The sequence below is a fragment of the Peribacillus sp. P4_D6 genome (assembly GCF_056401795.1).
The window spans coordinates 1-20866 of record NZ_JBFUIQ010000072.1 but is presented as its reverse complement, the minus strand read 5'-3'; the positions used below and the strand labels follow the sequence as shown (position 1 = coordinate 20866).

20 protein-coding genes and 1 other annotated feature are annotated in these 20866 nt (G+C 44.4%); of the genes, 14 read left to right on the top strand and 6 right to left on the bottom strand.

Annotation, left to right across the window (positions count from 1 at the left end; all coding sequences use genetic code 11):
* Together AC1DVB_RS18295 and AC1DVB_RS18290 are read left to right on the top strand one after the other, a co-directional pair.
* A partial coding sequence (locus AC1DVB_RS18295) for a DUF1294 domain-containing protein (protein WP_477590326.1) occupies positions 1–275 on the top strand: 275 nt, incomplete at its 5' end.
* Positions 276–335: 60 nt separating this feature from the next.
* Positions 336–905, top strand: coding sequence for a TVP38/TMEM64 family protein (locus AC1DVB_RS18290; protein ID WP_034309063.1), 570 nt, complete (start codon positions 336–338; stop codon positions 903–905).
* Between the two features lie 52 nt (positions 906–957).
* Here AC1DVB_RS18290 and AC1DVB_RS18285 read toward each other — a convergent pair whose 3' ends face one another.
* Positions 958–1338, bottom strand: coding sequence for a hypothetical protein (locus tag AC1DVB_RS18285; RefSeq protein ID WP_048681192.1), 381 nt, complete (start codon positions 1336–1338; stop codon positions 958–960).
* Positions 1339–1448: 110 nt separating this feature from the next.
* Here AC1DVB_RS18285 and AC1DVB_RS18280 point away from each other — a divergent pair, with 110 nt between their 5' ends.
* Both AC1DVB_RS18280 and AC1DVB_RS18275 read left to right on the top strand, forming a co-directional pair.
* Positions 1449–1937, top strand: coding sequence for a dUTP diphosphatase (locus AC1DVB_RS18280; RefSeq protein WP_477590324.1), 489 nt, complete (start codon positions 1449–1451; stop codon positions 1935–1937).
* A 64-nt stretch (positions 1938–2001) separates the two neighbouring features.
* A complete protein-coding gene (locus AC1DVB_RS18275) occupies positions 2002–3087 on the top strand; it encodes a M42 family metallopeptidase (RefSeq protein ID WP_239858571.1) in 1086 nt (361 codons plus the stop codon).
* 61 nt (positions 3088–3148) lie between these two features.
* Here AC1DVB_RS18275 and AC1DVB_RS18270 read toward each other — a convergent pair whose 3' ends face one another.
* From AC1DVB_RS18270 to AC1DVB_RS18255, 4 genes are all read right to left on the bottom strand, one after another.
* Positions 3149–3853 (bottom strand): LutC/YkgG family protein, encoded by a 705-nt coding sequence (locus AC1DVB_RS18270; RefSeq protein WP_477590328.1) that lies wholly within the window; start codon positions 3851–3853, stop codon positions 3149–3151.
* Positions 3847–5277, bottom strand: a complete 1431-nt coding sequence (locus AC1DVB_RS18265; protein ID WP_454861570.1) for a LutB/LldF family L-lactate oxidation iron-sulfur protein — start codon at positions 5275–5277, stop codon at positions 3847–3849. The genes AC1DVB_RS18270 and AC1DVB_RS18265 overlap by 7 nt, the downstream gene beginning before the upstream one ends.
* Before the next feature lie 23 nt (positions 5278–5300).
* Positions 5301–6017 (bottom strand): (Fe-S)-binding protein, encoded by a 717-nt coding sequence (locus AC1DVB_RS18260; protein WP_057276687.1) that lies wholly within the window; start codon positions 6015–6017, stop codon positions 5301–5303.
* Positions 6018–6198: 181 nt separating this feature from the next.
* On the bottom strand, positions 6199–6930 hold the full coding sequence (locus AC1DVB_RS18255) for a FadR/GntR family transcriptional regulator (protein WP_057276686.1): 732 nt from the start codon (positions 6928–6930) through the stop codon (positions 6199–6201).
* A 255-nt stretch (positions 6931–7185) separates the two neighbouring features.
* Between AC1DVB_RS18255 and AC1DVB_RS18250 the strand changes: the two genes are divergently transcribed.
* The 7 genes from AC1DVB_RS18250 (at position 7186) to AC1DVB_RS18220 (ending at position 16019) form a co-directional block, all read left to right on the top strand.
* The gene (locus tag AC1DVB_RS18250; protein ID WP_289350583.1) at positions 7186–8874 is read left to right on the top strand and encodes an L-lactate permease; all 1689 of its coding nucleotides are present in this window, start codon (positions 7186–7188) and stop codon (positions 8872–8874) included.
* Positions 8875–8947: 73 nt separating this feature from the next.
* Positions 8948–10060, top strand: coding sequence for a PucR family transcriptional regulator (locus tag AC1DVB_RS18245; protein WP_477590320.1), 1113 nt, complete (start codon positions 8948–8950; stop codon positions 10058–10060).
* A gap of 118 nt (positions 10061–10178) precedes the next feature.
* Positions 10179–11591, top strand: coding sequence for a glycolate oxidase subunit GlcD (glcD, locus tag AC1DVB_RS18240; RefSeq protein WP_477590318.1), 1413 nt, complete (start codon positions 10179–10181; stop codon positions 11589–11591).
* The gene (locus AC1DVB_RS18235; RefSeq protein ID WP_095679814.1) at positions 11588–12913 is read left to right on the top strand and encodes a (Fe-S)-binding protein; all 1326 of its coding nucleotides are present in this window, start codon (positions 11588–11590) and stop codon (positions 12911–12913) included. The genes glcD and AC1DVB_RS18235 overlap by 4 nt, the downstream gene beginning before the upstream one ends.
* 254 nt (positions 12914–13167) lie before the next feature.
* Entirely contained in the window at positions 13168–14097 is a 930-nt protein-coding gene (locus tag AC1DVB_RS18230; protein WP_053535893.1) for a YsnF/AvaK domain-containing protein, read from the top strand.
* A 167-nt stretch (positions 14098–14264) separates the two neighbouring features.
* The gene (locus tag AC1DVB_RS18225; RefSeq protein WP_477590316.1) at positions 14265–15065 is read left to right on the top strand and encodes a general stress protein; all 801 of its coding nucleotides are present in this window, start codon (positions 14265–14267) and stop codon (positions 15063–15065) included.
* Positions 15066–15635: 570 nt separating this feature from the next.
* A complete protein-coding gene (locus AC1DVB_RS18220; RefSeq protein ID WP_054400056.1) occupies positions 15636–16019 on the top strand; it encodes a general stress protein in 384 nt (127 codons plus the stop codon).
* 16 nt (positions 16020–16035) lie between these two features.
* On the opposite strand, the gene sspI is transcribed toward AC1DVB_RS18220, so the two are convergent.
* Positions 16036–16245, bottom strand: a complete 210-nt coding sequence (gene sspI / locus AC1DVB_RS18215) for a small acid-soluble spore protein SspI (RefSeq protein WP_076364828.1) — start codon at positions 16243–16245, stop codon at positions 16036–16038.
* Positions 16246–16367: 122 nt separating this feature from the next.
* Here sspI and AC1DVB_RS18210 point away from each other — a divergent pair, with 122 nt between their 5' ends.
* The 3 genes from AC1DVB_RS18210 to pheT all read left to right on the top strand — a co-directional run.
* Entirely contained in the window at positions 16368–17126 is a 759-nt protein-coding gene (locus AC1DVB_RS18210) for a TrmH family RNA methyltransferase (protein WP_477590313.1), read from the top strand.
* 44 nt (positions 17127–17170) lie between these two features.
* Positions 17171–17413: a binding site (T-box leader), on the top strand.
* A 58-nt stretch (positions 17414–17471) separates the two neighbouring features.
* A complete protein-coding gene (gene pheS / locus AC1DVB_RS18205; RefSeq protein ID WP_477590311.1) occupies positions 17472–18512 on the top strand; it encodes a phenylalanine--tRNA ligase subunit alpha in 1041 nt (346 codons plus the stop codon).
* A gap of 28 nt (positions 18513–18540) precedes the next feature.
* A partial coding sequence (gene pheT, locus AC1DVB_RS18200; RefSeq protein ID WP_477590309.1) for a phenylalanine--tRNA ligase subunit beta occupies positions 18541–20866 on the top strand: 2326 nt, incomplete at its 3' end.

Sequence of the window (20866 nt, the reverse complement as noted above, 5' to 3'; positions counted from 1 at the left end):
TGCAAGGAGTATGGTTCATTGCTGCTTATATGATCATCACGAACATCATCGGTTTTGCCTTAATGGGAATCGACAAAAGGAAAGCGCGTAATGGGGAGTACCGGATCAGCGAAAAGACACTTTGGTTTTGGGCTGTCATAGGAGGAGGGACTGGGTCCTTTTTGGGGATGAAGCAATTCCGCCATAAGACGAAGCATGCCGCTTTTAAGTGGGGTCTGCCTATATTGATGATTCTGCAGATAGGCTTATTGATTAAGGTATTCATTCAATTGTAATAAGTAGCCCGTATAGTGTATATGCTTGTAGAAGCAGCAAAGAGTAGCTGGAGGGAGAGCATGAATGATAAACTGACACTTGTGATGAGCTACGTTCAATCTGGAAGCGTGTTTGCACCGTTGATTTTTATCACTTTTCATTTATTAAGGCAATTTTTATTCATTCCCGTCATTGTGGTTTGCATGTCTGGAGGAGTATTATTCGGGGCAGCTTTTGGAACCATCTATTCGGTAATCGGTTTGACGCTTTCCAGCATGGCCTTTTATTTCGTGATAGGCAAATTTCCGAAAACAAAGGATAGGCTGCTGCGGCTTAAGAATAAGCTGTTTGGTAACCGAAAACTGAACAGCCGGCAAATTGCAGTACTCAGGCTAATACCATTCATACACTTTTATTTACTGTCGCTTTGTTTATTGGAATCCAATAAAGGGCTGAAAAATTATTTTTACCTATCCTTCATGACCAATCTTCCTGTAGCATTCGTATACACGGTTTTTGGCCACTATATTGCAGATTTCAGTCCCACGCTGATCGTCATCATTTTATTATCCTTAACCTTATTGATCTATTTATTGAGAGAGAAGCAGACGGTCGTCCCCTGGAAGGAATTTTTTCGTTCAGATGATTAATATAGAGCCTTGAGTCCGTTTTCCTCAAGGCTCTTCATTATGCGTGATTTTTTCAATTTTGTAAGAACTCCTTGACCGGGCTCTTCCAATCAATAACGGCATCCGGGTATTGTTTTTTTATGGCTGCCTCGATTTTCAAGAAATCATTTCGCTTCAAGCCTTTCAGGCCTGCCACTTTTTTAGGCCAAATGAAGATGGAGATGACCTCGAAGGAGCGTTCCGTCGTCCCTAAATACTTTTCCCCTTCAAACATCACCCCGTTGTACGTCAATAAAAAATTCTTTCGTATATTGGCTGTATCGTCGAGCAGAAAGAATTTTTTCTGTTCATGTGCCAGCTCTAATTTTCTTTTCGGATTAAATAGATATTTAATGACTGTATAGATTAAGAAAATGATGAGAGCCAAAAGAATGAACCGCATGATCAATACCATGGAGATACCTCCTTAAACAGAGTGATTCCCTTTCATTTACGTATGGGTTTTTAATAAGTTTCATTTATTTGATATAATTTAGGGGAAGACGAAGGAAAGAAGTGATGAAAATGAACATAAGTAAATTAATGGAAATGCAGGCGGCTTTGGATCAGCATATACAATCCAAGCATGATTTGGGTGCGGAAGACTTGGTGGAACGGAAGATACTCGCTCTTTTAGTGGAGCTTGGAGAGCTTGCCAATGAAACAAGATGTTTTAAATTCTGGAGTCTTAAAGGACCCTCTGATAAAGAAACGATTTTGGCTGAATATGTGGATGGCATTCATTTCATTTTGTCACTCGGGATCGAACGGGGTTTTGTACCGGAAGTTCCATCTGCCCTAAAGATGCATCAGGAGGATTTGAYGGTTCAATTTACTGCCATTTACGGCTACATCAGTGAATTTCGCACACAGTTGACAGAGTCATCTTACCAAAAGGTTTTTACTGCGTATTTACATTTAGGGGAGTTGCTCGGATTTTCGGCAGCCGATGTGGAAAAAGCATATGTAAGCAAAAATGAAGTCAATTACGAAAGGCAAAAGCAAGGCTACTGATTGTTTATGAAATCGTTTGTCTGTATAATTATTCTTGTAATGTAAGTTATAAGGAGGTAAGGGAATGGCTCAATTGGATGAAACGTTAAAGATGCTTGCTGACTTAACGGATGCTAAAGGCATTGCAGGAAATGAAAGTGAAGTAAGAAAAGTGATGACCGAATACATAACACCATTTGCGGATGAAATATCGACAGATGGGCTGGGAAGTTTGATCGCCAAGAAAACGGGAGATGAAAACGGACCGAAAATCGTCGTTACCGGGCATATGGACGAAGTCGGTTTCATGATCACCCAAATTGATGATAAGGGATTTTTGCGTTTTCAGCCGGTAGGGGGCTGGTGGTCACAGGTAATGCTGGCCCAGCGCGTGACGATCGTTACGGGTAAAGGTGATATAACGGGCATTATCGGTTCCAAGCCGCCACATATCCTGTCAGCGGAAGCGCGGAAGAAGCCGATTGATATTAAGGATATGTTCATTGATATTGGTGCATCCAGCAAAGAAGAGGTTAAGGAATGGGGCGTCAAGCCGGGGGATATGGTTGTGCCATATTTTGAATTCACGGTTATGAATAATGAAAAGATGCTGCTCGCCAAAGCCTGGGACAATCGAATTGGCTGTGCAATCGCCATTGATGTGCTTAAACAGCTGAAAGACAGCGACCATCCTAACGTAGTTTATGGAATTGGCGCAGTGCAAGAAGAGGTCGGCCTGCGTGGCTCCAAAACATCCACATTCAAAATTCAGCCGGATATCGGTTTTGCCGTCGATGTCGGCATTGCTGGCGATACACCGGGGGTTTCCGAAAAAGAAGCGATGAGCAAGATGGGGGAAGGCCCGCAAATCGTCATCTATGATTCATCGATGGTGGCACATAAGGGATTACGCGATTTCGTCACCGACACGGCTGATGAAATGAATATTCCTTATCAATATGAATCGATTCCTGGCGGCGGGACGGATGCCGGCTCCATCCATTTAACGGCAAATGGTGTTCCCGCCCTGGCGATCACAATTGCCACACGGTACATTCATTCACACGCAGCAATGCTTCACAGGGATGATTATGAGAATGCAGTCAAGCTCATTGTCGAAGTGATTAAACGCCTCGATCGCGAAGCGGTTGATCGGATCATTTACGATTAATATAGTAAGTTAAAAATGGAGAGGCCTAATATAGGTCCTCTCCATTTTCTTTTTCTTATTTCTACTTGTCTTCGACAATTATATAGACGGCTTTGATGGGTCCATGGACGCCGACGACAAGGTCCATTTCAATATCAGCCGAATTGCTCGGCCCTGTTATGAAATGGATGCAGGAAGGAACGACTTCGCCCCGGGTAACTTTTGAACGGATGGCCGCAGCAGCCTGGGTCATTCGCGGAACGATGGTGCTTTTCGGAATGATGGAAACATGGCAGGAAGGAAGGAAGCTGATGGAACGGCCGTGATCCTTGTCGCTGAACAAGACGACGGTCGCTGATTCTGCTAGTGTCATCTCACTGAATGTGATTCCGATGTTTGCACTTTCTGCTTTTTCGATATTCTCATTCCCGGCTTGGTGATCCCATATATGGACATCATTTTCCTTTAAGATGCCCTCTAACCCATACTCGGTAAATCGATCGTCCTTAGGGATGATCACGGGTCCGTTTCCAAGTTCCTCGATTACCTTTGTTAAGCAATTCACCACTTGCTTGGAGTCGGTAAGGTGAAATTGAGTATGCACCCGTTTACATTGCTCCTTCAATTCCGCGACAAGATCATTTTGTGTCGCATGTTTCAAAACTTCTTTTTGGGGGGCGTGCTTCCATTCCGGAACGGAGATGCCTTCCGTAATAGGAGCCCTTCCCAGGTTTTTGGCTATATTGTTTAAAAATGCCCCTTCATTATGGATGGTTCCATTCATGATGGTTTCCCTCCTTTTTCCCGATTTTTGAACCAGTCCCGAAAGCTCTCTTTCCCTGGAGCAGGGAACTCGCGGCTTTCTGTCCAAGTTTTGAGCGGTCCCGGGCCTTTCGAGATGATATCCCCCGTTTTAAAAGGTGACATCGCTGATGGGGCCATTTTGGAGCCGAATTTATAAAGCAAAGGCGATGCCGCACCAATCCCAAAGGCCTTCATGGCCATCTTTTCTGAAAACGGCGCCATTTTTTCCTTTTCAACGATGACTTCACGATGCTTCCTCAGTAAATCATGGAGAGGAATCTTTACCGGACAGGCATCTGTACAGGCTGCACAAAGAGTGGAGGCATACGGCAGTTCCTTGAAATCATCATATCCTCCGAGTAAGGGTGAAAGCACAGCGCCGATTGGTCCGGGGTAAATTGAACCATATGAATGACCGCCAACCTGGCGATAGACCGGGCAGACATTTATACAGGCAGCACAGCGAATGCATTGAAGAACGGATTGAAAATCAGTTCCTAAGATGGAGGAGCGTCCATTATCCACGATCACAAGGTGAAACTCCTCGGGTCCGTCTACATCACCTTCATCACGCGGACCGGTAAGTGCGGTGATGTAACTGGTCAATCTTTGGCCGACAGCGCTTCTTGTCAATAAGCTGACAAGGACTTCGAATTCATCGAATGTAGGTACAAGCCGTTCCATTCCCATCACGGTGATTTGCGTTTTTGGGAGGGCAGTGACCAAATCGGCATTTCCTTCATTCGTCACCAATCCGATCGAGCCCGTTTCCGCAATCGCAAAATTACAGCCGGTAATGCCCACATCGGCGCTTAAGAAATCTTTCCGCAGAATGCCCCGCACATGGGCGGTAAGCTCTTCCGGTTTTTCGGTTTGCGTATAGGCAAGCTTTTCTTTAAAAACATCCCTGATCTGTTCTTTATTTTTATGGAGCGCAGGTGCGACGATATGGGAAGGGGGATCATGATCATCCACTTGTAAAATGTATTCTCCAAGGTCCGTTTCAACGACATCGAGGCCAACTGCCTCAAGAGTTGCATTCAAATTGATCTCTTCCGTAACCATCGATTTGGATTTAACGACCTTTTTGGCATTCTTTTTTACAATGACATCCTTAATGTAGCCGCTTGCTTGTTCAGCGGTTTCAGCGAAGAAGACATGACCGCCCCTTTTCGAAACGTTTTCGGCAAGCTGGTGCAAATAGAAATCAAGGTTACTGAGCACATGCTGCCGAATTTCTTCCCCAAGGGAACGCCAATCCTCCCAGCTTCCCAATTCATCAACGGCAGTCAGCCGCCGTCCGTGTAATCGTTCTTGGGCACTGGATACGGCCAATCGCATAAAGTCATTATGTATTCCTTCATCCACCCGGTCTTTAAATTTGGCAGAGCTGGTTTTCATAGCCATAAGTTTTTCCCTCCTCGCTTTCTTTAAATGCTATTGAGGACTTCCGCAATGTGAAGGACCTTCACCGGTTGCCCCTTCCTTTGGATCCGTCCGCCGATATTCATCAAACATCCTGCATCCCCGCCGATTAAAAAGTCGGCACCGGTTTCTTCAATATTGCATACCTTCTCCTCGACCATTTGTCCGGAAATGTCACCCATCTTAACCGAAAAGGTCCCCCCGAACCCGCAGCAGTTTTGGGCATCCGGAAGTGGTGTCATTTCCAGCCCCCTGACATGGCTTAATAAAATGGCAGGTGCTTCCTTCACCTTAAGCAGCCGTGTCATATGGCATGAAGTATGATAAGTGGCCTTTCCCTTGAGGGTAGCCCCGACGTCGGTCACTTTTAAGACATCCACGATGAATTGGGACAATTCATATGTTTTAGCCGCTAATGATGCCGCTTTCTTTTCCCATACGGCATCACCTTTGAAAAGGACCGGATATTCCTTGAACATCGCTGCACAGGAACCGGAAGGGGTAACGACGTATTCAGCATCCGCGAACGTTTTAATCATCTTTTTCATGGCTTCCTTCGATTCCTTCGTATACCCGCTATTATATGCCGGCTGTCCGCAGCATATCTGGGACTCCGGGAAATCGATCTCACAGCCTAATCTCTCGAGTAGCTCCACTGTCGCTTTGCCGACATTGGATTGAAACAAATCCACTAAACATGTTGCAAAGAGAGTAACTTTCAATCTGAACTCCTCCTTTTTCAAAATAGGTTAACAGGTCATCTGATGACTAGAAAATGGAAAAAGGAAATGGCTAAGAGAAGATACCAATTTCCAAGATTTTTTAAATGAAGTAATCGTTTTCAAAATAATATATCAATTTAATCCTTTTTTGTATAGGGTATTTTTGAAATTTAAAGGAATGTCAATGATTCTTTTGCTGATTTTTTTGGATGACCCGGTCCAGCGATTCCTCGACGCTTTGAAGATGAAACAGCATGGCACTGCGGGCTCCGTCCTCATCCTGTGCCACGATTGCATCATATATCCTGACATGCTGCTGGTAAAGCTGCTTGAGTGTCATCTCTTCGGAATAAAGCGCAGCCCGACGGATATCACGCATCTTTTCCGTCATTAATTCTGAAACATGATTCATCAATGTAATCAGCAGCTCATTTTGTGATGCATTTGCCACGGCAACATGGAAGGAGATATCCGCTTTATCACTAAGTTCTTCATCATCCGAGACCTTTTCCATATTAAAAAGCATGTCCTTAAGTTCGATAAGGTTTTCTTCCGTTCTCTTCTTCGCTGCCACTTCCGCCGTACCGGACTCAAGGATTTTCCGGACTTCCAGTAAATGCTTGATATTGTCTTGATCCATCAAAAGGGCGGCAGACAAGGGGTGGTTCATGATGGCGGGGTCGAAGGTTTTGACGAATGTTCCTTCACCTTGTTTTATTTCAATAAGGCCCATTGAACTCAATGCACTTAATGCTTCGCGGATGGCCGGGCGCCCGACTTGGAAATTTTCCGCAAGCTGCTGAATGGAATCCAATTGTTCACCTGGTTTCAGGCTGCCTGACCGAATCATTTCATAAAGTTCATCGCTGACTTCTTCATAAATTTTTTTCGGCTTTATTTTTTTATATACCAAGTAGTAGCACCTCTATTTTCTATGAGTTTCTCTAGTTAATATTATATAACACAAATGATCTTTGACACTTCCAGAAGAGTTAAAAAATCAACAAAAAATAAAAAAAATCTTGCTTTTATATTTTCAATCATTTAATTTAAATGAGTACTCATCAAGTCATCTGATGACTTTGAATATTTGGATATGTAAGGGGTTTCAATTAGCGTTTGATTTCTGAATTTTTAAAAAAGTCAATAGTAAAAGGAGTCGAAATGAATGACATGGACACAAAACTTTACACCTATCACCGATAATTTAGTTTTATCATCTCTTGCCGCACTCATTCCAATTCTTTACTTCTTCTGGGCGCTTACCATCAAACGCATGAAAGGTTACATGGCAGGTATAACGACGTTGCTTGTAGCTCTTGCAGTGGCTGTATTGATATATGGGATGCCTGCAGGAAAAGCAGTGATGTCCGCTTCACAAGGAGGCGTATATGGGCTGCTCCCAATCGGATGGATAATCATCACTTCCGTATTTTTGTACAAGATGACTGTTAAAAGCGGGCAATTCAATATCATTCGTTCTTCTGTGCTTTCGCTTACGGAAGACCGGCGCCTCCAGGCATTATTGGTGGCATTTTCTTTCGGGGCCTTTTTAGAAGGTGCTGCGGGATTTGGAGCGCCGGTCGCCATTTCAGCCGCGCTTTTAGTCGGTCTCGGCTTTAATCCGCTATATGCAGCCGGGATTTGTTTGATCGCGAATACCGCTCCGGTAGCGTTCGGGGCGGTTGGAATACCGATCATCGCCATGGAAGGCCCTACTGGCATAGCCGCCATGGAGATTTCCAAAATGGTCGGCCGCCAATTGCCATTCCTTTCTGCTTTCATTCCGCTTTATCTCATTTTAATCATGACTGGGTGGAAAAGGTCGCTTGAGGTTTTGCCGGCAATTTTGGTTTCCGGAATTTCCTTTGCCATCACACAATACTTAAGTTCGAATTTTCTTGGGCCCGAATTACCCGACATCCTATCCGCGTTAGTGTCACTGTTTGCATTGGCGATTTTCCTTAAATTCTGGAAACCTAAGACGATCTTTCGCTTTGCATCAGAGGAAACGGCAGCTGCTGTCGAACCATTATATACAGCCGAAACGGAAACAAAATACACGAAATGGCAGATATTCCATGCTTGGTCACCATTCCTTCTGTTAACGCTTTTCATCACAATATGGGGGATGAACCCAATAAAGCCGGCACTATCCGGACATTATGAAGGCAATAATGTGCTGCTTGGCGGAATCAATGAAATCGGGAAACTATTAACCTTCCAAATCGAAGTTCCAGGTCTGCATAATGAGATAATCGGAAGTAATGGATTGCCGATTGCGGCTTTCTATAAAATAGAACTGCTCGGAGCAGCCGGGACGGCCATTTTACTGGCTGCCATCGTAACGAAGTTCATCGCACACATGTCTTCAAAAGACTTTTATGGCACCTTTGTTGAAGCGATGAAAGAGTTGGCCAAACCAATCTTGATGATTTCTACCGTGGTTGCTTTTGCTTATGTGACGAATGCTTCAGGCATGTCGACAACATTAGGGATGACCCTGGCAAAATCGGGTGATTTATTTCCGTTCTTCGCACCTGTTCTCGGCTGGCTAGGTGTGTTCATTACCGGATCGGATACATCAGCCAACCTCTTATTTGGCAGTCTGCAGAAAGTGACTGCGCTTAAAGTGGGGATGGAACCGGTTCTGGCACTGGCGGCGAACTCTTCTGGAGGGGTCACCGGAAAGATGATTTCCCCCCAATCGATAGCGATAGCTTGTGCTGCCGTAGGATTGGCGGGCAGGGAATCGGAATTATTGAGATTCACGCTTAAACATAGCTTATTTTTATTGCTGCTTGTTTGTGTGATTACCTTCTTGCAAAATGGCGTCCTTTCCTGGATGATTCCATAAGTAGAATGAGGCTCCCTTTTCATCGGGGAGCCTCGAAATATTTTCAAGTCCATTCAAAAAAGGAGGACATATCATGCAATTGGCAGCTGTTGCAGGAAAATTGGTGCATGAGGTTCGAAAACTGATTGATGAGGAGATCATCATTATTGACCATGCCGGCATGATTATCGCCAGCACCGATGGCAGCCGTATTGGATCTTTTCATGAAGGAGCCATCCACGCTTTCAACAATCGTGAGAAATTGATCATCAATAAACAGGATGAACGAAGTTGGAAAGGAGTGAAGGCAGGGATAAACCTGCCTATTTTCTTTAATCAGGAAGCCGTTTGTGTCATTGGAATTACAGGTGACCCCAAACATGTTTCCCCATATGCGGAACTATTAAAAAAGATGACGGAGATGTTCATTCAGGAAAGTTATCATATTGAACAAGCAGAATCCCAATCACGCCTGATGGAATTCTTTGTATTTGAATGGCATCAGCTGCAGACGTTCAATGAGCACTTCCTTCAGAAGGCCAAGTTGCTTGGGGTCGATGTTCATGCGGACCGGATCATCACCCTTGGTGAATTCAAGACTGATGAAATCATTGAACCTCATGTATGGAGAACGCTTCAGATATTCATAAGACAGCAGCATCCGAATGACATCGCAGTACGTTGGGGGAGGAACCGATTCGTCATTCTTGCAATGGCCGATTTCATCGGTTCAAAAAACCAGCAATATAAGAAACTAAGTAAACTGCAAAAAAAGCTGGAAGAGAGTTCGGGTTATAAAGTGTGCGCAGGAGTTAGTTCGCGTGCATCAGGGTCCGCTTTCAGGCCAGCGTTTTTTAAAGCGGAACGTTCCTTGAAAATCGCGTCTTCTTCATCAAGTATCATATTTGACGAGGACTTGAAACTTGAGGTCCTGCTTGATGAAGTTACCGCTGAAACTAGACAGGAATATTTATCCCGGACGATTCAGGAGTTGCTTCCTAATGAGGAGCTGCTTAAAACCCTTACCATGTATTTTGCATGTGATCTATCTTTAAAAGAGACGGCTAGAGCCCTGCATATCCATATCAATACCCTCCATTACAGGCTCAAGCGCATTGAGGATTTGACCCGGCTGAACCCTAGGAAGCCAGCCGATTTAGTCATGATGTATCTAGCATTAAGCGTATTGGATAAACATACAAATTAATTCTATGAAAAGCTCAAAACTTTATATGTTCATACATAGAAGGCCGAGTGTTTTTTTTCTTATACTTACATCATATAAAAAATCTAGAATTTCCTATGTTTATATGAGGAGGATGTACATGTTAACAAAGCAGGTTAAGCAGCTACTCCTTGCCATCGTCGGTCAGGAGAATTACGATGACTCGAAAGTGGAATGTCTAGTCTATTCATATGATGCAACGCCTGGATTTCAAGCGTTGCCGGATGCTGTCATCAAACCGGGCAGCACAGCTGAAGTCGCAGCCATCGTCAAAGTTTGCAACGAATACAATGTTCCGATCGTTCCGCGCGGGTCTGGGACGAATTTAAGCGGAGGCACATGCCCGACAGAGGGGGGGCTTGTCCTTTTATTCAATCGAATGAATTCATTACTTGAAATAGATGAGGAGAACTTAACGGCGACCGTACAGCCTGGGCTCATCACTTTGGACTTGATTTCAGCAGTTGAAGAGAAGGGGTTGTTTTATCCGCCGGATCCAAGTTCGATGAAAATCTCCACGATTGGCGGCAACATTAATGAGAATTCTGGTGGACTGCGAGGCTTAAAGTATGGAGTCACCCGTGATTATGTCATCGGGCTTGAAGTGGTCCTTCCGAATGGGGACATCATTCGAACAGGGGGCAAGCTTGCCAAAGATGTAGCCGGATATGATTTAACGAAACTTTTTGTCGGATCGGAAGGGACCTTGGGCATCGTTACGGAAGCGACCTTAAAGCTGATTCCAATGCCGGAAACGACTAAGACGATGCTTGCCTTATATCAAGATCTGGATGCTGCAGCACAGTCAGTGGCCAAGATCATTTCAAATAAGACCATTCCTGTGACATTGGAATTTCTGGATCGGCCGACGTTGATCGTGGTCGAGGACTTCGCGAAAATCGGTTTGCCTACCAATGTGGAAGCCGTCCTGCTGATTGAACAGGATGGTCCGCCTGAAGTGGTGGAACGTGATATGAAAAGGATGGCCGATATCTGTCTAGAGGAAAAGGCGGTTTCCGTGGAAATTGCCGAAACGGAATCTGACGCTGTTGCCTTGAAAACGGCAAGACGGACAGCACTTTCCGCATTGGCACGCCTCAAGCCGACGACCATTTTGGAAGATGCCACCGTTCCTCGCTCGGAAATTGCCAAAATGGTTAGAGCGATTAATGAGATCGCTGACAAGCATAACGTGGACATTTGCACGTTCGGTCATGCTGGGGATGGGAACCTCCATCCGACATGCATTACCGACGCTCGTAATCATRAGGAAATGGAGAGGGTGGAGCTCGCTTTTGCCGACATTTTTGCCGCGGCTATCGATCTTGGCGGGACGATTACCGGTGAACATGGTGTAGGAGCGATGAAGGCCCCGTATCTTGAATGGAAACTGAAGAAAGAAGGGATTGATGCCATGAGGGCGATTAAACAGGCTTTCGATCCCAATAACATCATGAATCCCGGCAAAGTATTTGCCAAGGAAACCAGGAAAAGGGTGGTGGTTTCTTCATGACGACAGTTCAGGAAAGGGAAACCATTGCCATTCAATTCGCGGAAAAAATGAATGAAGATGAATTGTTGAATTGTATGCGCTGCGGTTTTTGCTTACCCCATTGCCCGACATACATAGAATCGGGGCTGAAGGAATCCCACTCACCAAGGGGCCGGATTGCACTTATGAAAGCGGTGGCGGATGGCGTGATTGAGCCAGATAGGGATGTAGAACGGTCGTTGAGTCTTTGCCTCGGCTGCAGGGCTTGTGAACCTGTGTGCCCTTCAGGTGTGAAATACGGACACCTTCTTGAAGAAGCAAGGGATATCATCCATCAGAATAAAAAACACAGCTTCCCTGTTAAAACGATTCGCAAGGCCGTTTTTAGTGGACTATTCCCGCACCAGGAGCGAATGCAGACCATGACAAGCTTGCTTGGCTTCTATCAGAAATCAGGTCTGCAATACATGGCCCGTAAAACGGGAGTCCTCAACATGCTACCGGATAATTTGGCAGCCATGGAAAAAGTGCTGCCGAAAGTCCCGAAAAAAGCAGAAATGAAAAATAGGCCAACCGAGCTGCCTGCAATCGGAACGCCGCTCAAAAAGGTGGCTTTCTTTTCCGGCTGCTTGATGGATACGATGTTTTTGGAAACGAACAAGGCCACACTAAAGCTTCTTCAGCTGGCCGGATGTGAAATCGTGATACCGAAATCCCAGGCCTGTTGCGGTGCGCTGCATGGTCACAGTGGTGAAAAAGCAGGTGCAAAGCAACTGGCCAAGCGTAATATTGAAGCCTTTGAAACGGAGGAAGTTGATTATATCATTACGAATGCCGGCGGCTGCGGCGCTTTTCTCATAGATTATGATCATCTGCTCCAAGATGAACCGGAATGGCATGACCGTGCAATCTCATTTAAAAATAAGTTGAAAGATATCAGCCAGATCCTTGTTGATTTGCGTTTTCAGGAAAAAGTTCGCCTGAAACTGCCAGCTCAATCCGTAACTTTCCAGGATTCCTGTCACTTACGGAATGTGATGAACACCTCCTCGGCTCCGCGAATTCTCCTTCAATCAATAGAAGGAATCGATTTCAGGGAAATGAAGGATGCCGATCGCTGCTGCGGCTCAGCTGGGATATATAATATTGTTGAATCAGAGATGTCCATGAACATTCTCGACTCTAAAATGGAGCACACGAAATCGACACAGGCCGATATTGTTGTCACGGCAAACCCTGGCTGCCTGTTGCAAATGCAATTGGGGATCGAGCGGGAAAACTTGGGGGAATGCACAAAAGCGGTGCATATTGCGGACCTGCTAATAAATGCTGTGGCATTATAATAGAAGAAAAAAGATCACAAGCATTATTTGAAAAAACGAAATGGCATGATTTGGTTAAACATTACATTTTTATAAAGGGGGAAACCCTTGTAAAGCTTGGATTTCAATTAAAAATGCGTTCTGTGCTGAGAACGAATTGTAAATGATATAACAAAAATGAAATATGGATTCCTCGTTTACTTAGGAACATGGCGGGTATTGTTTATATATAGCATCCACTAAACGAAACAACAAAACCTAAGGAGGAATGTAAAATGAATAAAACAGTATATGGAGTATATGAATCAAATGCAGAAGTGATCCAAGCAATTAATGCACTTAAGGCAAAGGGTTTTGAAGGGGACGATATTACGGTCGTCGCAGATAAGGAAGAAACATTGGATTTCACGAACCATCAACGGGAAACGGATGTTCACACAATGACGAATGTTCCGAACGACGAATCGTTTATGGACAAGGTGGCACGTTTCTTCATGCCGGAAGATACGGCAGACCTTTCAACAAGATTGGCGAATGCAGGCCTTTCGAATAGCGATGCGGCTGAACATGTCTTTGATGTAGAAAATGGAAAAGTCCTGGTTCTGGTTGAAGAAGGTGAAGGCCATCTTGGAACGGCAAGAGATAAATTCACGACCGGAACAATGGACACTGCCGGTACAAGGCTTGATACTAACTCCACCAACCCACTATATAATGGCACGGAAAAAACCGATGCATTAAATAAAGAAGATGTTTATGGAGTCAACGGACAAGGCCGTGAATTGCCAGAAGATGAAAGGACACTTACACTTCGGGAAGAACAGCTGAACATTGACAAAGAAAGAGTTCAGACAGGAGAAGTCGTCATTAATAAAGAAGTCAATGAACAGCATAAAACGATCAATGTCCCTGTTGAACACGAAGAAGTGACAGTTGAGCATAGATCGGTTTCAGGACGTGAAGCGAATCGGGAAACCGGAACCATTGAAGATGGGGAAACATTACGAATCCCGGTTGTTGAAGAAAAACTGGAAGTTTCGAAAAAACCGGTTGTCACCGATGAAATTGTCATCAAGAAACATGCTGTACAAGAAACGGAACAAGTTCAGGATACTCTTAAAAAGGAAGATATCCAGCTTGATAGTACAGATGAATCGATCGTGAATGAGAAAAAGGCAACTGAACGTAGAACCGACCGCTTCTAAGAGTGAAGGAAATGGCCTGCAGTTTTAAAACTGCAGGTTTCCTTTTGGTTTTTAAAGGCTGATTAAAGGTCCGAGCTTAGGAAAGGCAAACCTTTTTGTTTAATTGGCACCCATCAGGGTATAAATACACATAAGAAGAAATATCGGAAAAAGGAGGAGGAATATGCATGGGAAAAACGTTATATGGTGTTTTTAATACGGAAAGAGAAATGATCCAGGCTATACAATCCCTCAAGGAAAAGGGGGTTCATGAAGGGGAAATAACGGTAATGGCTGATAAGAAAGAAGATTTGGATTTCGTTAATGAAAAGCATGATCCTGATGTCGAAGTCGTTACTAACTCTAACGAGGAATCCTTCATTGCTAAAATGAAACACTTTTTCCTGAACGAGGGTTCCGAAGATATAAGGAACCGTTTAGGTGAGTTAGGGCTTGCCGATAGTGAAGCAACCGCTTATATAAATGAAGTGGAGGCTGGAAAATTCCTCATTCTTTTAGATGAATCGGAAACCGTAACAGCACGTGAGAACATAACTTCCAATCGCATCGAGGATACGGACGCACCTGCAGAGAATCCGCTTAAAACAGGGGTGGTGAACAATCCGGACCCGAACCTTTTTCCGGAAACAACCGCGAATGCCTATCAAACAAGGGAAATGGAAGCACAGCCAGGAAGAAGCGAAGAGCTTCACGGAAATTCCGCCAATATCTATGAAAATGAAGAGGTGGATATGAAGCGAGCTCAAGAAAGGGAAATCTGGGGGAATTCCACAGAAAAATTCAAGAAGCAAAAACCAGGGATTCATGAAGGAACACTGGCAAGCGACCCGTTTGCAGACGATGCTGACAAAAACCTGGGCGCTCAAGGATCACTGGATCGGACGGCGGGACCGACAGCCAGCGGACAGCAAGAGGAAGGCTTACAAGATGAATACATCAAAAATCGAATCAATACCGACAATCTGTAATACCGCAACAAGAGCAGCCTGCATAAGGCTGTTTTTGTTTGTTTACTTAGATTGAAGAAATTTGCGACACTCATGCCGAAATCACTGTCTAGCTGAGACACGCAGCCGTTTGCTTTGGCTTGTGAGACAGTCGACGGAAAGGGAGTGGAACTTTTTTTAATGGCTCTTTTCGTAAAGATTGTTGTTTTTAAAACGAAACTATTTAAGGTTGATTGGAGCGGAAGTGCGAGACTCCTGCGGAAGCAGCGGGACAGGTGAGACCCCACAGGCGTTTCCCCTCCAGATGCTCACCGCCAGCCCCGCGGAAAGCGAGCATCTGGAGGGGAAATCAACCACAACTCACTACCTGGTAAATAGCAACAAAGTATGTGAAAACAGCCTTTTTAATAGGACCGCAAGCAACCTCGATTTTCTTAGAGTTTGCTATAGGCTGTTATTTTTAAAAAAACCTTTAGGCAGAGGGTTCCCTTGTTCGTCTCCATAGACTATTTGCTTGTTTATTGATAAAGCTGCAAGGTATAATGACAAAGGAATTTTATTTTAAGTAGAGTAACAAGGAGGGGGAGAAACATGGAAAAAAACGTATATGGTGTTTTTGACTCTAATCCGGAACTACTTGCTGCAATTTCAGACTTAAAAGCAAAAGGCGTATCTGGCACCCAAATGACAGTGGCAGCTGATATAAAAAATTATGTGCAGCTTGGAAATGAACATACGGATATACTGATCATCGCCAATCAGGATAAGGAGGACACTCTTTTTTTGAAAATCTTCCATTACTTCACAGATGAAGGATCTGGAGATTTACGCAGCTTTTTCACGAAATACGGCTACTCTTTTGCTGAGACAAAAGCGATGCTTGAAGAAGTGAAAGCAAAGAAATTCATCTTGCTGCTTGATGAAGAAGTCTCCATCGAAGAACTGAAGGCTGGCGAGGCGAGATTAAAAAAATAACAGCCTTTGAAGGCTGTTATTTTTTTAATCCTGATTCGAGGGCAGTGATCATTTCCTGTTTTTCCTGCTCGGATGAATTTTGCCAGATGACCTCGAATAATACTCCCAATCCAGGAAGCATTTTTTCCTCGCCATTTTGTATGGCATCGACAATCGTGTCTTCCAGCTGCTCTTGCGAATTTCCAGATACATTTTGGATGATCGCATTACGTAAGTTTAAATTCATAATTATTCCTCCTCTAACACATAATGACTGACATTAATAGCATTTCACAAACTCGCATGCAATATGTATGTGAATTGCGTTATAATAGGAAAATCAGTGTGAAGTTAAAGGAGCGTTTACCCTTGAAATATATCGAATCCGTAAAAAACCCGCAAGTTAAGCAATGGAAAAAACTTTTGACGAAAAAAGAACGAGATAAAACAGGTAAATATTTAGTCGAGGGTTATCACCTAGTTGAAGAAGCCTTAAAAGAGGAAATCGTCTTGGAAGTGATCATCAATGAAGAAACTGAAATGCCTGCCCATTTTAAGGTGGAAGGCACAGAACTCATTTATGTGAAAAATGATATTATGAAGGCGATTTGCGATACCGAAGCACCGCAGGGAATTGCTGCGGTTTGTGAACAGAAATCAACGAGCATGGCGTCCATCAATCMGGAAAAATTATTGTTGATCGATGCCGTCCAAGATCCTGGRAATATTGGAACGATGATCAGGACAGCGGATGCAGCGGGAATCGATGCGGTCATTCTTGGGGAAGGGTGTGCTGACTTGTATAATCCCAAAGTGGTCCGTTCGACGCAAGGGAGCCTCTTCCATATGCCTGTCATTAAAGGGAACCTATCCGAAATCATCGATGAGCTTAAGCAAAGCGGCACACCGGTTTATGGCACGGCATTAGAAGGGGCATCGCCATTTGAAGAAGTGGAAAAGTCTTCCCGATTTGCCCTGCTGGTCGGTAATGAAGGTCAAGGGGTATCGAAGGAATTACTGGAGAAAACGACTAAAAACCTCTATATTCCCATCTACGGAAAAAGTGAATCTTTGAATGTGGGGATCGCTGCCGGGATTTTAATGTACCATTTACGAAAATCGATTTGAAACGGCCGAAGAATTATAATATAATAAAACAGAATTTTATAATGAAAACAACGATGACAAAGAGTAGTAGCTTAAAGTTAACCATATCCAGGGAGAAAATGCCTTGACTGAAAGCATTTTTATGGCACTGCTTAAGTGAATTCACCTTTCGAGTTGGCATTGGGAAGACAGAATGTCCGAAAAATGTTCCGGTGAAGAGCCGTTATTTTTAATGAAGTGAGTGCAGAAGTTTTTTTGTTTATGCACTAATAAGGGTGGTACCGCGATACATAAACCTCGTCCCTTTAGGGATCGGGGTTTTTTTGTGTTCATTTTTACAAAAGGAAAATAAAGGAGGAAGACATGATGCAGGAACGTTTACTAGAACTGCAGGAAGAAGCGTTGCAAAAAGTTGCCGCCGCTTCCGAATTAAAAGAACTGAATGAAGTCCGTGTTGCTTATTTAGGGAAAAAAGGGCCAATCACGGAGGTATTGCGCGGCATGGGTAAATTATCTGCCGAAGAGCGCCCGAAAATCGGGGCACTAGCCAATGAAGTACGTGAAGCAATCGCAACAAAGATCGAGGAGAAACAAAAAGCGCTTGAAACCGCGGCAGTCAATGCAAAGCTAGCAACTGAAACGATTGACGTCACACTTCCAGGACGTCCGGTAAACAAGGGGAATCTTCACCCATTAACACGAATCGTGGAAGAAATCGAAGACTTATTCATCGGGATGGGTTATACGGTTGCGGAAGGTCCTGAAGTCGAGAGCGACTTCTACAACTTCGAGGCACTTAACTTGCCAAAAAGCCATCCGGCACGTGATATGCAGGACTCCTTCTACATCACGGATGAAATCCTGATGCGGACGCACACTTCACCTGTTCAAGCCAGAACGATGGAAAAACATAAAGGTCAAGGCCCTGTTAAAATCATTTGCCCAGGAAAAGTATATCGCCGGGATAACGATGATGCGACACACTCCCATCAATTCCAGCAAATTGAAGGCTTGGTCATCGATGAGAACATCAGCATGAGCGACTTGAAAGGAACGCTAGACGTATTTGCGAAAAAAGTATTCGGGCAAGACCGTGAAATCCGTCTTCGTCCAAGTTTCTTCCCATTTACTGAGCCTTCCGTCGAAGTGGATATTTCTTGTAAAATCTGCAGCGGTAAAGGCTGCAGCGTATGTAAAAAAACAGGCTGGATCGAAGTGCTTGGCGCTGGGATCGTTCATCCGAACGTCCTTGAGATGGCTGGCTTCGATTCCAAGAAATACTCTGGATTCGCATTTGGAATGGGCGTGGAACGGATTGCCATGTTGAAGTACGGTGTGGACGATATCCGTCATTTCTATACGAATGATGTTCGATTCTTAAAACAATTCAACCATCACGAAGCATAAATTTTTATTTTAAAAAGGAGGACCTACCATGTTTGTGTCATATAAATGGTTACAAGATTATGTTGACCTTTCAGGCATCAATGCGACGGAGCTTGCTGACAAAATCACGAAAAGCGGCATTGAGGTTGAAGGGGTGGAAAAGAAAAGTGAAGGGCTAAAAGGGGTCGTCATCGGGCATGTCTTAGAACGTGAACAACATCCAAATGCGGATAAATTGAATAAATGCCAAGTTGATATCGGGGCCGAAAATCCCGTTCAGATCATCTGTGGGGCACCGAATGTCGATAAAGGCCAAAAAGTCGCAGTCGCTACTGTTGGCGCAGTCCTTCCAGGTAATTTCAAAATCAAGAAAGCGAAACTTCGCGGAGAAGAATCGCACGGAATGATTTGCTCGCTTCAAGAATTGGGCTTCGAATCCAAGCTTGTTTCCAAGGATTATGCTACAGGAATCTTCGTTTTCCCTAATGATGTGGAAGTAGGGAAAGATGCATTGGAGGAACTTGGTTTAAGTGATGAAGTGCTGGAACTTGGGCTGACTCCAAACCGCTCCGACGCGCTAAGCATGCTTGGTGTTGCATACGAAGTGGGAGCCATTCTAGGCCGGGAAGTGAAATGGCCGGTAGTCGAGAAAGAAGAGGCAGCTGAAAAAGCAACTGATTATATCAGTGTCAAAGTGGAAGCGAAAGAAGATAACCCGATATACATGGCTAAAATCATCAAGGATGTTAAGATCKGACCCTCACCCCTTTGGATGCAGACTAGGTTGATGTCTGCAGGTATCCGACCTCATAATAATGTGGTGGATATCACGAACTACATTTTACTTGAATACGGCCAACCGCTACATGCCTTTGATTATGACCGCTTTGGTTCAAAGGAAATCGTCATCCGCAGAGCGAAGGATGCTGAAAAAATCGTAACATTGGATGAAGCGGAACGCACTTTGACACCTGACCATTTAGTGATCACGAATGGCAGTGAGCCTGTTGCGATTGCTGGTGTGATGGGCGGAGCGGATTCCGAAGTCAAAAATGATACGACGAACATCATTATTGAAAGTGCATATTTTGCTGGTACAGTAGTTCGCAAAGCTTCAAAGGACCATGGATTACGCAGTGAAGCTAGTGCCCGCTTTGAAAAAGGCGTCGACCCGGCACGTGTTCGTGAAGCAGGGGAACGTGCTGCACAATTGATTGCACAATATGCAGGCGGAACAGTCTTACAAGGAGCAGCAGAAGTTGACGAATTGTCAATGGAACCTGCGGTCATTAGCATTACGCTTGAAAAAATCAACACACTCCTTGGAACAAGCATGACTGTATCAGTTGTGGAATCAATCTTCAAACGTCTGCAATTCGGCGTGGAACTTGACAATGAAACATTCACGATCACTGTCCCGACGCGCCGTGGTGATATTACGATTGAAGCCGATTTAGTCGAAGAGGCTGCACGTTTATATGGATATGATAACATCCCTGTTACCCTGCCGATCGGTTCTGCTAACCCAGGACAATTGACAGACTATCAAATTAAACGGCGGAAGGCACGCCGTACACTTGAAGGCGCAGGCCTTTATCAAGCAGTGACCTATTCACTGACAAGCCAGGAAAAAGCGTCCCAATTCGCATTGGAAGCAAGAGAATCCATTCGATTGGCAATGCCAATAAGTGAAGAAAGAAGCCAGCTGCGTTTAAGCATCGTGCCTCAATTGCTGGAAGTCGTGAAATATAACAATGCCCGCCAAATTGATTCACTGGCACTGTATGAAATCGGTTCGGTATTCTTTAAGCGTGACGAACAAGAACTGCCTGAAGAAAAAGAACATGTTGCTGGAGCAATCACCGGCCTATGGGAGTCACATCTATGGCAGGGTGAAAAGAAACCAGTGGATTTCTTTGTAGCCAAAGGCGTGATCGAAGCATTATTCGACACACTTGGATTAGCTGATCAAATCAGTTACCGCCAAGCGGAAATCAACGATATGCATCCAGGACGGACAGCGGAAGTACTATTGAATGGTGAAGTAATTGGCTTTATCGGCCAAGTGCACCCAACTGTCCAAAAAGACTTGGATATTAAAGAAACATACATTTTCGAACTTTCCTTAAAAGCATTGGCCGAAGCAGAAGTCGCGCCGATAGCGTACCAAACGATTCCGCGCTATCCATCAACCACACGCGATATCGCGCTCGTTGTGGATCAAGCCACGAAAGCTGGGGACATTCAGGATATTATTGAAGAAGCCGGCGGCAAACTGCTGAAAGAAGTAAGCATCTTCGACTTATACGAAGGTGAAAGAATGGAGGAAGGCAAGAAATCCATTGCCTACTCACTGAAATACTACGACCCGGAAC